This is a genomic window from Verrucomicrobiota bacterium, from assembly GCA_016871535.1.
In the GTDB taxonomy this organism is placed as follows: Bacteria; Verrucomicrobiota; Verrucomicrobiia; order Limisphaerales; family SIBE01; genus VHCZ01.
Genome location: VHCZ01000176.1, coordinates 1 through 12,946 on the forward strand (window position 1 = coordinate 1; position 12,946 = coordinate 12,946).

The following is a 12,946-nucleotide window of genomic DNA, read 5'->3' on the forward strand; positions in this document are numbered from 1 at the left end:
GGCGCCTGGCCGGCTGCGGCGTTGCTCGTCGGTCACAGCCCCAAAACGGGGATGCTCCCTCCTCGCGCCTTGCATCCGGCCAGGCGGCGCTCCCGCCAAAACCGGAAGTTATTTTTGCACAGACCCTAAGTTAAGGTGGAGCGAGGCTCCAGCCGAGCCAAGGCCATCGAAGAAACATCTCCGCAGATCTCCGCAGGAGCGTCGCCCCCACCGTCGTTCACTGCAAGTTTACCCAGGACAGCTTTTTTCCATCGTCTTCCGGCCGCGGTTTGATCAAAATTCGCCGCATGTTATCCGAGAAACCCTGGAGACCCGACGTCGTGTTGCGATTTCTCCTGGCGTTGTTCACCAGCATCTTCACCGGCGTGCTTCTCGTGGGATGGTTGAACTCCCGATCGTCGCCCTTCGCGTTCGATCCCCGCTTTCTGACGGTCGTCGTGGGCGCTTTGACGTTTCATGGCATGGCGCTGGTGTTGACTTATTTCTTTCTGCGCGAACATGAAGTGAGCTGGTCCGAGGCGTTTGGGTTCCGCGCCCCGCGGGTGGGCCGGGCGCTGCTGCTGTCGGTGACGATTGGAATTGTCATTCTGCCCATGGCCTGGTCGCTCGCTCGCGTTTCGGCGAAGCTGATGGCGAGATTGCACTTCGATCCGGTGGTCCAAGACACTGTCCAGACCCTCCAGACGGCGGAATCGACGGAGCTGAAAATTCTGCTCGGCGTGCTGGCGGTGTTGGTCGCGCCCGTGGCTGAGGAACTGGTTTTCCGGGGCATTCTTTATCCCGTGATCAAACAGCAAGGATTCCCGCGCCTGGCCCTGTGGGGGACTTCGCTGCTTTTCGCGGCGATCCATAACAACGCGATGATTTTTCTTTCGCTGACCTTGCTGGCGGTGATCCTGACGCTGTTGTATGAAACGACGAACAATCTGCTCGCGCCCATCGTCACCCACAGCCTGTTCAATCTGGCCAATTACTTCTGGTTGATCATTCAGCCCACGGCTCGGTGACGTCCCTTCACACCATGACTGTCGCCTGTCTTGTTGCGTTTTCCCATGAACCGTCTGTTCGGACCGTGGCCTTTAGGGCGCTTCAACGCCCGACGGCGGAGAGTGCGCGGAAGCAGCCTGAAGGCTGCGGTCCGCGCGGTCTTCGGTTCAAGGGCGGTGCGCACGGCTTCTTGGCCGTGGAAGCTTCCCAGGAACCCGGTAGGGCTGCGTTGCCGCGCAGCCGATTTTCTGTCGACGAAGTGGGGCCGCAGCGCCGGCCCACTATCGACCGGATCATGGGTCATGAGCAGGTCCGTAGGGAACAGGAAGCCCCGCATGAATGAGGTCGAACTCCTTGCCCGATTGATCCCGACTCTCGCCACAAACGATTCAGTCGTGGCCGGCGCGGGAGACGATTGCGCCGTGCTCGACCTGGGGCTGCCCAACGAATTCATCCTGTTCAAGACGGACGCGATTGTCGAAGGCGTGCATTTCACCCAGGAAGCGGACGCGGAGAAAATCGGGCACAAAGCGCTGGCGCGCTGCCTGAGCGACGTGGCCGCGATGGCCGGAACGCCGACGCATGCTTTGATTACGCTGGCCTTGCCGCAGGAGTTTGACGTGAGCTTCGTGGAGGGGATTTATCGCGGGTTGAACGCACTGGCCGCGCGCCATGAAGTGGCGGTCGTCGGTGGCGAAACCACAGCCAATTTAAACTGCGTGCTCATTTCCGTCGCTGTCCTGGGAACCGTGGCGAAGGGAAAATGTTTGCTCCGCTCCGGCGCCCAGGCCGGCGACGCCGTCTTTGTCACGGGAACGCTGGGAGGATCGCTTCAAGAAAAGCATCTCGAATTTGAGCCGAGGCTGATCGAAGCGCGCTGGCTGGCGGAGCATTGCGGCGTTCACGCGATGATGGACCTCAGCGACGGACTTGCGACCGACCTGCGGCATTTGCTCAAAGCGAGCCAGGTGGGCGCGGAATTGCTGGCCAGCGCCATCCCGATCAGCCGGGCCGCGCGCCTGGCCTGGAAACTGAATGGCCAGCAGCTTTCCCGCTCTGCCGGAAGAACCCCGAAGCCGCCGCTGTTGGCGGCCCTCACGGATGGAGAGGATTTCGAGTTGCTATTTACGGTCGAGAGCCGCGAGGCGGTGCCGTTGCTTGACGCGTGGAAGAAGCGATTTCCGGAACTCGGGTTGAACTGCATTGGCAAGATCACTTCCACGCCGGGCTTATTCATCAAGGACAAGGACGGGCTGCGTCCGCTGACCGAGCAGGGCTATGTTCATTTCTCATAGCCCTGAGGAGACGGAGGAATTCGCGGCTCGCGTCGCTGCGGAGGCGCAATCGGGATGGGTTATCGGGCTAAGCGGCGAGCTGGGCGCGGGGAAGACTCAGTTCGTCAAAGGTCTGGCGCGAGGTCTGGGCATCAAGGAACGCGTGCATTCGCCGACTTTCGCGCTCTTGAACATTTACGACCGCGGACGGCTGCCGCTGTTTCATCTGGACTTGTATCGACTGGAAAGTCAGGACCAGATCGTCAACGCCGGACTGGAGGAATACTTTTCCCCACGCGGCGTTTCGGTGGTGGAATGGATCGAACGCTGGCAAGGCCCGACGCCTGCGTCTTTCCGGCAATTCCGTTTCGAGATCGTCAATGAAACCGAACGACGGATTGTCTATGATTGAGAACCGCGTGCTTCCACACTCTGCAGATGGCTTGATCCCCAGGAATTGCACTTGTTCTTCTCCCTCTCCTCCCGGCAAAGGGAGGAGAGGGCCGGGGAGAGGAGGGCCGTCATTATCAGGCCCCCTCTCGTCAATCCTCTCCCCACTCGTGCCTCGCGGGGAGAGGAGGATGATTCGTCTCACTGAATACGACCGATCAATCGGCTTGCCCAGATTACAGTAACTGCGTGATTGCGCTCACTCTTGAATTCTCTTCGCCTGTGCGCAGTGTCGCGGTGATGACGCTCGATGCGGGGCGCGCTTCGGCAGAAATGCCGGGCCATGCGTCCGATGACGGAGAAAGACCAGCCCGGCCGCTCGCGCTCGTCGATCGTGCCCTGCAACAAGCGCGCATTGAGCGCGAAGCCATCGAATGCCTGATCGTCGGGCTTGGACCGGGTTCCTACACGGGAATTCGGTCCGCCATCGCGCTGGCGCAAGGCTGGCAACTCGCGCGCCCGGTCGTGCTCCTCGGTGTGAGCAGCGCGGACGCCCTCGCGTCTGGAACTCACGCGCAAGGTTGGCTCGGCTGCGTCGGGGTGGTCATCGACGCGCAACGGGGCGAGTTTTATTTTGCGGGCTACGAAATCAGCAAAACCGGATGGCGGTTGAAGGAACCGCTTCGCATCGCCCGAAAGGAAGAAACGCCCGCGCTGGCTGCCGCGTACCCAACGATTGCGGGGCCTGAAGCAACCCGGTTCTTCAAGGAAGCGCGAATCGTTTATCCCGACGCCCGGCTGCTGGGCGCACTGGCCAAAGGCCGGGCAGATTTCACAACCGGAGAAAAGTTGGAGCCGATCTATTTGCGCGCAACAACCTTCGTCAAAGCCCCGCCGCCACGAATCCTCTTATGAGGAAACGGAGATCACAGAGAGTGAGCCTTTTGCCGTGTGATTTTCCATTTTGCCTGTGAGAGCGCCCCTGATCGCGCTCCTGTTTTCCTCCGGCCCATACGCTCTGTTATCTCTGTTCCTCCTGTTGCACACGAACAACCATCATGAGAGCTCAGTCTGGCCTGACTGGCTTTCCTTTGCTCGTTGTCGGCCTTGGCGTGAGGTCCCCGCGAAAACCAACGGCGTCAGGGCTTGCCCGTGGTCGGCGAAGTTTGTATTCGTCTCGCGTGAACTCCCAACTGACCGCGTTGAACTCTGAGCCGCGTCTAAAGTTCAAAGTTCAAAGTTCAAAGTCTGGGGGAGCGGTTTTGATGTGCATCGTGGTGTGCGCCTTGAGCAGCGTTGGCGCTGAGCTTCAATGGCAGACGGAGCAGGGCTTTCGCTGGGCTGAATTGAGCGCGCGCAAGGGAGGCAGAACGGGCTTCACGCTGCTGAGTCCGGAACAAACGGGCGTTGCCTACACCAACACCTTGACCGAATTGGAGGGCGCAGCAAACCGCACGTTGCTGAACGGCTCCGGGTTGGCCGTGGGTGATTTCGACAACGACGGGTTGCCGGACATTTTTTTCTGCGGGCTCGACACCCCGACTGCGTTGTATCGGAACCTTGGTGGATTTCGGTTCCAGGATGTCACCGAGGAAGCCGGCTTGCGTTGTCCGGGAAAGAACTTTCGCGGCGCGGTCTTGGCGGATCTCAACGGGGACCGTTGGCTCGATTTGCTCGTTTCCGCCACGGGCCGCGGCGTGCTCTGCTTTCTGAACGATGGCCGCGGCAAGTTCAGTGACGCTACGCAAAGCGCAGGCGCGGGCACAAAGCTCGGCAGCACGACCCTCGCGCTGGCAGACGTGGACGGCAACGGAACGCTTGATCTCTATGTGACGAACTACCGCGCGGAGGACATTCGCGACCGAGGGCGAGTGAACATGCACCTCGTCAACGGGCAAATGGCTGTGCCGCCCGAATTCAAGAACCGCTTACTCATCTTGAACGGGCAAGTGCTCGAATACGGCGAGCCCGACCAACTTTACCTGAACGACGGCCATGCCCGCTTCAAGCCGGTACCGTGGACCGACGGAGCGTTCCTGGATGAGGAAGGAAAGAACCTCGCGCAACCTCCGCTCGATTGGGGCCTGAGCGCGACGTTCCGCGATTTCAATGGTGATGGCGCGCCGGACATTTATGTCTGCAACGATTACTGGCCGCAGGACCGCATCTGGATCAACGATGGGCAGGGCCGTTTCCGCGCCATTGCCCAACACGCGCTGCGCAACACCAGCGCCAGTTCCATGGGGGTGGACTTCGCGGACATCGACCGCGACGGTCACATGGACTTTTTCGTCGTGGACATGCTCAGCCGCGATCTGCGTCTCCGGAAGCGGCAGATGCTCGCCTACCAACCGGCCGCCGTCCCGCCTGAAGCGATCGAGATTCGTCCACAGTTCATGAGGAACACGCTGTTTCGGAATCGCGGCGACGGCACGTTTGAGGAGATCGCCCATTTCAGCGGCCTGACCGCTTCGGATTGGTCCTGGCAACCGGTTTTCCTCGATATCGATTTGGACGGTTACGAAGATTTGTTGATTCCGGCGGGAAACCATCGGGACGTGCAGGACCTGGATGCCACGGCGCAGATCGACGCCCGGCAACGTTCCTGGAAAGGCTACCCGAACGAGGCGGAACGGCAAAAGGCCTTCACGCACGAACGCATGGTTCACAATCGACTTTATCCGTTCCTGGCGATGCCGATCATCTCCCTCCGCAACCAGGGCAATCTCACTTTCGCCGAAACAACCCACCTCTGGGGCACGGACCAACCTGGCGTGCATCATGGGATGGCGGTGGCTGATCTGGACGGCGATGGCGATTTGGATTTTGTCGTCAACAATTTTGGCAGTGCCGCGGGCGTCTATCGCAATGAGAGCAGCGCCGCGCGCATCGCCGTGCGACTGCGCGGTTCGCTGCCCAACACGCAAGGCATCGGCTCCAAGGTCACGCTCCGCGGGAGAGCCGTGCCGGTGCAAAGTCAGGAAGTTGTTTCCGGAGGCCGCTATTTGGCCGGATCTGATCCGTTGGTTGTGTTCGCGGCCGGTCACGCGACGCACGATCTGCAGATCGAAGTGGCGTGGCGCAACGGCAAGCGGAGCCTGATCGAACGCGCCAAGCCCAACCGCATTTACGAAATCGAGGAGCTGATTGCCGTTGTAGCGCCGCCTTTCCAGGCGGCGGGTTCGGGCGGCTTTCCTGCAGCCAGAGTCTCCGGGCAGGAAAGCCCGGAGAACCGGCAGGCTGGAAAGCCTGCCCTACAAACCCAAACGCTCTTCGAGGACGTCAGCCATCTGCTGAACCACCGTCACGTGGACGAGCCGTTCGACGACTTCGCGCGGCAGCCGCTCCTCGCGCGCAAGCTCAGCCAGCTTGGTCCTGGCGTCGCGTGGTTTGACCTCAACAATGACGGGTGGGACGATTTGATTGTCGGCAGCGGTCGCGGCGGCCAGCTCGGCGTCTTCCTGAACGATGGCGAAGGCGGTTTCAAATCCGAGCCTCGTTTTCCACAACGGATCACGCGCGATCAAACCGGCATCGTCGGCATGCAGCGCGACGATGGAGCCGCGGTATTGCTGATCGGCTCGGCGAATTACGAGGACGGTCTGGCCGTGGGCGCAGCCGTTCGGCAATACGATTTCACTCGCAAGGTCATCGATGACACTTTGCCGGGGCACGCGTCGAGCACCGGACCGATCGCGCTCGCGGACGTCGATGGAGACGGCGATCTCGATTTGTTCGTCGGCGGACGGGTTGTGCCCGCTCGTTACCCAGAGGCCGCGTCGTCCCGGCTTTTCCGAAGAAGCGGCCTCCGCTGGGAGTTGGACTTGGAAGCGACGAAGACGCTGGCGAATGTGGGCCTGGTCAGCGGCGTAGTCTGGAGCGATCTGAACGGAGACGGCTTTTCGGAATTGATCCTGGCGTGCGAATGGGAACCAATCCGAATCTTCCTCAACGATCGAGGAGGCCTAAAACCGTTCAATCCACCGGTGACGATCACGGACGAACCATCTGCATCCAGCGCTCAACGTCGAACGCTCAACGCTCAACGCTCAACGCTCAACGAGTTAACCGGCTGGTGGACCGGAGTCACCACCGGCGATCTCGATGCCGATGGGAAGCTCGACATCATCGCGGCCAACTGGGGCTTGAACAGCCCGTATCGCGCCGCTCTCACACAACCTCTTCGAGTCTGTTTTGGTGATTTCGCTCAACGCGGCGCGCTGGACTTGATCGAAACTGAGTTTGATTCGTCCACGCGGACTGCGTTGCCGATGCGGATGCTGAATCCGCTCGCCCTTGCACTGCCGTTCCTGCGCGAACGCTTTACGTCTCACAAGCTCTACAGCGAAGCGTCAATCGAGGAGGTCTTGAAAGCGCTGCCGGGGAAAGCGAATGAAGCGCGAGTCACGACGCTCGCTTCGATGGCTTTCCTGAATCGCGGCAGCGGATTCGAGGCGGTGGAGTTGCCCCGGGAAGCGCAACTTGCGCCCGCGTATGGCGTGAGCGTGAGCGACTTTGATGGGGACGGGAGCGAGGACATTTTTCTCAGCCAGAATTTTTTCGCCACGCAACCGGAAATGCCGAGACTCGACGCAGGGCGCGGCCTACTGTTGAAAGGGGACGGCAAGGGGAAACTCTCTGCTGTCCCGGGACAGGAATCGGGCCTTGCAATTTATGGCGAGCAACGCGGCGCCGCAGCGGCCGATTTCAACGCGGACGGCCGCTGGGATCTCGTTGTGACGCAAAACCGCGCTGAGACACGCATGTTTCGCAATGTCTCCGCGAAGCCGGGCCTTCGGGTCAAATTGAAAGGGCCGCCCGGAAATCCAACTGGAATCGGCGCTGTGATCTGGCCGATCTTCCCGGACGGCAATGGACCGGCGCGAGAAATCCACGCCGGCTCGGGATATTGGTCCCAGGACAGTGCGGTGCAGGTGCTCGCTCTTCGCGACGGACCGATGCGTGTGGCCGTGCGCTGGCCGGGGGGCCGAGTGACGACTACGGAGATTCCGGCGGGAGCCAAGGAAGAAACCATCGACGCCGCGGGCAATCGAGCGAGGTGAACCGTTGACCTGCTCCAGCTTGTTTGGGACGCTGCCTGGGCGTGGGTTATTATGCGATCCTCTCGCCTGCCTTTATCGGGCACCTGAATCCGATGACGGTCCTCGCGCGCGCGTTGCAAAAACGCGGGCACCGCGTCGCCTTCCTCGCCCCTCGGGACGCGGAGACAAAAGTCGCGAGAGCCGGACTGGAATTCATTCCCATCGCGCTGGCCGAATTTCCGCGCGGCGAATGGGAGCGGAAGACTGCGCTGATGGGGCGATTGACGGGATTGAAAGCAAGCCGGTTTGCCGGCCATTGGCTCGCGGAGTTCGCCCGCGGCATTCTTCGTGACCTGCCGGAAACCATCCGCCGCGAGCGGTTCGATGGATTGGTCATGGACCAGGTCAGCATCGGAGCGGAAAGCGTTTTCCAGGCGTTGGATTTTCCACTGGCGGTGGCTTGCAGCGCGCTGATGTTTCACACCGAATCGCGCGTTCCGCCCTGCAACCGCTCGTGGCGTTACCGGCCCTCGCTTCTCTTTCGCGTGCGGAATCTGGTTGGCCAATTGATTCTCAATCTGACCGGCTGGCCGCTTCTCTCCGCGGTGGTCCCCTTTCGATACCGGCATCGCCTTCCGCCGATGGGCTTCTCTCACATCAACGAAATGCCTCCCAGCCTGGTGATCACCCATGGCGGTTTGAACACGGTTTTGGAATGCCTGAGCGAAGGTGTGCCCATGGTCGCCTTGCCGATAACCAACGACCAGCCCGGCGTCGCGTCGCGAATCGCGCACCTTGGCGTCGGCGAGTGTATTCCGATCAAGAAACTGACCGCGCCAACACTTCGAGCCGCCGTGGGTCGCGTCTTAGCGTCAGCCGCGCATAAGGAGCGCGCAACGCAATTTGCCGGCGAGATTGGCCGCAGGGACGGCCCGTCCGAAGCCGCCGGGCTAATTGAAACGGCATTCACCACCCGAAAGCGCGTGAAACACTTTGAAACGTGACGGTCACCATTGCAAACCCTTCGCCGTCCCTCGTCGCTTTCATGCGGTCGAGGGTGTCGCGTGAAACCAGCTTTCCTTCAAACAGCGCCTGGATGAATTTGGCCAGGTCGCCGGGTGTTGAAACGATCGCGCCGGCGCTGAAGAGGATGCTGGGATGGGTTTCAGTCACCGGTTGCCAGTCGCCGCCGAAGTGAATGTAGGTCAGCGCTTCGTTTTTGTTCACATTGATGTTTCCGGTCGTCAGGTAGGTATCCTTAAGTCCGATCTTTGAAGCGATTCTCTCTTCGAGGGCTTCGGCGTACGATTTGCCAGTTATCTTTTCGAGGATGAGACCTAAAAAAGCACCTCATAATAATTGTTGCGTTCTCCCTGGCGTACGACGACGGCATGTCAGAGGTAACGGAACAGGGGCGGAAAGAGGATCACGACCATCGCCGCCCACGCGCCGTAAACCGGCAGGTAATCCGTCTGCCATTTTTCGAGAGCAATGAACGATCCGCGTCCTCTCAGGAAGCGGAGGTAAAGCACAGCGGACCACGCCAGGTTGACCAGGAGAATCACATCCACGCCGAGCACGGCCACGCGGTTCGGGCTGAAGCCGAACTCGGTGATGCGCGCGACGATGGCCCACAGCACTACCGCGTTGGCCAACAGGGCGCTGACCACCAGCACGATCTGCAGCACATCGAAGGCACCTGGGGGTGACCGAGGGTCACGGGCGGAGACGGAATAGAGCAGAAGGCCAAGGACCACCACCAGGAGCAGGTCGAATGCGATGAGCATGTCTCGCTCGATGTTGACGCCGCGGCCGGTCCACAGGAGTGCTCCCAAGAATGTGCTGAGCGCGGCGGCGAACAGCGGCGTGAACAGACGCGTCAACACGGGCGCCACGTTTTCGATCACGTTCTGCTTGGCCTCCACCAGCCAGGATCCGACCACGACGGCCCCGGCCGCTCCGCACGGCAGGAGCCACGACCCAATGAACTGATCGGGGGCCGTTCCCAGGATGCGGAAGAACAACGCCACAAATGCCGTGAAGACGCCGCCGCCGAGCGCGATCAGCACATAATATATGAACAGCTCGCCCGAGAAACGAATGAAGTCCATGCGGCCCGCGACCTGGCTCCAGCGGCTGCCGGCGTACGCCATGCCGACTACCAGCCAGAGCGCGATTGGCAGGTGCACCGCGGTGAGCACCTCGGTGGAACTGGCCCGGGCGAAAGGATACACGTTGGCGAATACACCGGCGACGGCGAACGCCACGCCTAGCCAGCAAAGAGTGCGGGTTTCGAGCCGCCCTTTCCAAGCGAAGTAAATGGTCAGGAGCGGCAACACCAAAAGGCCTGCGTTGCGGACATAGAAACGGACGTCTCCATCGTTATGTTCGTCCAATTGCAGCCCGAACAACGCGGGCACCTTGATGGCCACTGCCGCAGCCACCGCAAGACAGAATGCGACGATGACGTCTGTTGGGCCCGGCACTCGTGACTCTCCGGAATCCGAAGGCCCGAGCAGGAGCTGTTTCCAGAGACGGTTCGAGTGCGCGCGCGCGAACTCCCGAGAGAGGGCATCGCGGCTGCCCATGCGCTTCACCGCAATCAGAAACGCTTCGTCGGTCGCAAGCCCCGCCTCGAGGAGACCCGCGATCTGTTGGCGCAGATGATTTTCCAGCTCCGCTACATCGACCATGTGGGTCGCCTGCCGACGGCCGAGATAGCTCCGCCACTGCTCGATCTGCTCCTCGATCGATACGGCCTGGCGTGGAGTCTGCATCGTCAGAACTCCCGGACTCGCTGGAGGATCGCATAGCCAACCTCATCCTCTTTGAGTTCCGTGTTTCCTGCTATTGTCTTGTCTTCCGCGTTGCATGCGCTTGCCTTGTTGATTCCCTCACACCGCCAGATCGAATATCGTTGAGCCTCGTTTGGACGCATCCTGCAACTGAGCGTCAGCCGATTCCGCGTTCATCTCCGTTGGAAAGGCGTGCGTCGAGGCGATCTCTTTGAGCCGTCCCTCGACTTCGTTGATGAGATAATCGGGGGTAGACGTGCCGGCGGTGATTCCAGCCGTTTGCGCGTCGTAAAACCAATCCTCGCGAAGGTCCTGCGCGGTCTGCACGTGATAAACGCGCTCGCAAAACCGGCGGCATGTGGCGACAAGTTCCCGCGTGTTGTTGCTGTGCGCGCCGCCGATCACGATCACGACATCGCAGCGGCGGGCAAGTTCTACGGCAGCAGTTTGCCTCTGCTTTGTCGGTTGACACACCGTGTCCGCGAACCGGACTTCCGAGTTCGGAAATCGGCGTTGGATCATAGCGACCAGTTGCCGAACCTTCTGAATCGGCTGCGTCGTTTGCGCGGCCACACCGAATCGCGGGCGCTCTTGAAGAAGCTCGACGTCCGCCTCTGAAAGGATCACGTCGAACGCCGTGAGATCCTCAACGATGCCGCGAACCTCGACATGGTCGCGTTTGCCCACAATGACGGGATGATAACCCTCCCGCACCAACTGACGAACGGCCCGGTGCGCGTGATGAACGAGCGGGCAGGTCGCCTCCACGATGTTGTGGCCTCGCTGGCGAACGCGGTCCAGAGCCTTTTCGGACGCGCCGTGAGCGGTGATCATCACCGTGGAGGTCGTGACGTTGTCCAGTTGATGTTTGATTTCGACGCCCTCGCGGCGCAGCGATTCCAAAACGTTTTCGTTGTGGACGAGCTCGCCCAGGACGGTCAAGGGCCTTTGAGTTGCGGTGGTGAGCGCGAGGTGGATGGCGTCGCGCACTCCAAAACACATTCCCAAATGTTCAGCACGAAGAATTCTCATATGCGTCAATCGTTCTTGAGTTTGAAAGTCAATCCCACTGAAGGCCAAGTATCCGGGAGCTTGGAGCAGTCGCTATGGGACATGAACCCACCTTGGCGTTGCTCAGTGCGTGTCTGAAGATTGGGTAGCGCGGGCGACTCGTCCGCCCCAGTCGGCGACCCGTCGACCGGAAGTGCGTAAGGCCGCCTCTTGGAAAGGCCGTCGTTATCGACTCCAAGCATCGCTGTCGTTCCGTCCGGCGAGTCGCCGGACAGACAGGCGGGTCGCCTGTACTACCCTGGATCGAATTTCCGGACCCGCTCTTAGGGGTTGGCGCGCTGGGGTGAGTGGGCAACACGTTTTCGCCGAGTTCTTTGCACTGCAAAGCCAATGGCGGCGCGGGTGAGTGCGAGGCAAAAAGATGGTTCATTTCTTCCGGTGTTGCTCGACGATCTGCGAGAGCAGCTCGATGTAATTGGCGAAGGCAGCCCTTCCGCTGGGGGTCAGAGAGCAAGTTGTCAGAGGGCGCCGCTCCTGAAAGGTCTTGGTGACGGCGACATAACCCGCTTCTTGAAGGGTCCGGAGGTGGACGCTCAGGTTGCCGTCAGTCATGTTCAACGTGTTGCGCATTTCAGTGAAGGACAGTTCCGGCGTGGCCGCCAGAAGGGACATGATAGCCATCCGGCCCTTTTCGTGAATGACGCGGTCTAGATTGAGAAATGGGTCCGGATTCACGCTTCATTCTTCCTGTCTTCCGTGAAATAGAGATAGACCCCGTACAACAAATGCAGTCCGCCAAAACTGGCCCCCATCACCGTGTGTCCCGAGATGGACGAACGCGGGATCCAGGACAGCGCCAGAGCCCCTCCAACCGCGCAACTTGCGAGGATGAACAGCCACCCGAAGAGTTTCATGCCTCGCGGCATGAAAAAGCCCGCCGCGTGAATCGCGCAACCGTAGAGCGCCATCCAGATCGGAGGAAGCCATGCAACTTCCACGCTGCCTTGCGGCAGTGCCTGCAAGATCAACAGACTCACGATAAATCCAATGAATGCGGCCGGGAGTGCCGCGAGGGTCACCCGGCGTGTGGGAGGCGACCAAAACGGTTCGGCGTCGCGCAAAGACTGCCGCCGCACCATCAAATACGCGCCAGAGATGCCCACGGTGCTGACTGCGATCCAGTACCAGCCAAATGCGCGCGAGGACGACACGGAAAACCACCACCCCGAGACCCCCGCGACAATTCCCAGGATACCAAGCAGTAGCATGACGGGGGCTAAAGCGCGCCGGTAGATCGCGGAACGTTCCATCAATGTGCGAATGACCTGCAGGTGCTCAGTAGCCCAAGTGGGATGCATGGCTATACTTTGCAATACAAAGTATAATTGTCAAGTCCATCCTCGTGATCTGTATCTCGATAAGATTCCTGTCATTCCTGTCAGCATTT

The 12,946-nt window shown here is 60.5% G+C and carries 12 protein-coding genes; 7 read left to right on the forward strand and 5 right to left on the reverse strand.

All coding sequences use genetic code 11. The features are described 5' to 3' along the window. The first annotated feature begins 287 nt into the window (after positions 1-287). The 7 genes from FJ398_19425 (at position 288) to FJ398_19455 (ending at position 8,697) form a co-directional block, all read left to right on the forward strand. A complete protein-coding gene (locus FJ398_19425) occupies positions 288-1,007 on the forward strand; it encodes a CPBP family intramembrane metalloprotease (GenBank protein MBM3840092.1) in 720 nt (239 codons plus the stop codon). Between the two features lie 14 nt (positions 1,008-1,021). Beyond that, positions 1,022-1,330: a hypothetical protein gene (locus tag FJ398_19430; protein ID MBM3840093.1), complete on the forward strand. Its 309-nt coding sequence runs from the start codon at positions 1,022-1,024 to the stop codon at positions 1,328-1,330. Beyond that, the gene (locus FJ398_19435) at positions 1,323-2,282 is read left to right on the forward strand and encodes a thiamine-monophosphate kinase (GenBank protein ID MBM3840094.1); all 960 of its coding nucleotides are present in this window, start codon (positions 1,323-1,325) and stop codon (positions 2,280-2,282) included. The genes FJ398_19430 and FJ398_19435 overlap by 8 nt, the downstream gene beginning before the upstream one ends. After that, positions 2,266-2,673, forward strand: coding sequence for a tRNA (adenosine(37)-N6)-threonylcarbamoyltransferase complex ATPase subunit type 1 TsaE (tsaE, locus tag FJ398_19440; GenBank protein ID MBM3840095.1), 408 nt, complete (start codon positions 2,266-2,268; stop codon positions 2,671-2,673). The genes FJ398_19435 and tsaE overlap by 17 nt, the downstream gene beginning before the upstream one ends. A 227-nt stretch (positions 2,674-2,900) precedes the next feature. Then, positions 2,901-3,566, forward strand: coding sequence for a tRNA (adenosine(37)-N6)-threonylcarbamoyltransferase complex dimerization subunit type 1 TsaB (gene tsaB / locus FJ398_19445; GenBank protein ID MBM3840096.1), 666 nt, complete (start codon positions 2,901-2,903; stop codon positions 3,564-3,566). 143 nt (positions 3,567-3,709) lie between these two features. Then, complete coding sequence (locus tag FJ398_19450) at positions 3,710-7,714, forward strand: hypothetical protein (protein ID MBM3840097.1); 4,005 nt, start codon at positions 3,710-3,712, stop codon at positions 7,712-7,714. 23 nt (positions 7,715-7,737) lie between these two features. Further along, on the forward strand, positions 7,738-8,697 hold the full coding sequence (locus FJ398_19455) for a glycosyltransferase family 1 protein (GenBank protein MBM3840098.1): 960 nt from the start codon (positions 7,738-7,740) through the stop codon (positions 8,695-8,697). Here the strand turns inward: FJ398_19455 and FJ398_19460 are convergent. The 5 genes from FJ398_19460 to FJ398_19480 all read right to left on the reverse strand — a co-directional run bounded on the left by FJ398_19460 (position 8,660) and on the right by FJ398_19480 (position 12,767). After that, a complete protein-coding gene (locus tag FJ398_19460) occupies positions 8,660-9,025 on the reverse strand; it encodes a beta-lactamase family protein (protein ID MBM3840099.1) in 366 nt (121 codons plus the stop codon). The two genes, FJ398_19455 and FJ398_19460, sit on opposite strands and share 38 nt — an antisense overlap. A gap of 62 nt (positions 9,026-9,087) precedes the next feature. Next, the gene (locus tag FJ398_19465; GenBank protein ID MBM3840100.1) at positions 9,088-10,470 is read right to left on the reverse strand and encodes a hypothetical protein; all 1,383 of its coding nucleotides are present in this window, start codon (positions 10,468-10,470) and stop codon (positions 9,088-9,090) included. Between the two features lie 117 nt (positions 10,471-10,587). Further along, positions 10,588-11,520 (reverse strand): 4-hydroxy-3-methylbut-2-enyl diphosphate reductase, encoded by a 933-nt coding sequence (gene ispH / locus FJ398_19470; protein MBM3840101.1) that lies wholly within the window; start codon positions 11,518-11,520, stop codon positions 10,588-10,590. Between the two features lie 405 nt (positions 11,521-11,925). After that, positions 11,926-12,180: a transcriptional regulator gene (locus FJ398_19475; GenBank protein MBM3840102.1), complete on the reverse strand. Its 255-nt coding sequence runs from the start codon at positions 12,178-12,180 to the stop codon at positions 11,926-11,928. Between the two features lie 50 nt (positions 12,181-12,230). Beyond that, entirely contained in the window at positions 12,231-12,767 is a 537-nt protein-coding gene (locus FJ398_19480; GenBank protein ID MBM3840103.1) for a hypothetical protein, read from the reverse strand. Positions 12,768-12,946: the final 179 nt, after the last annotated feature.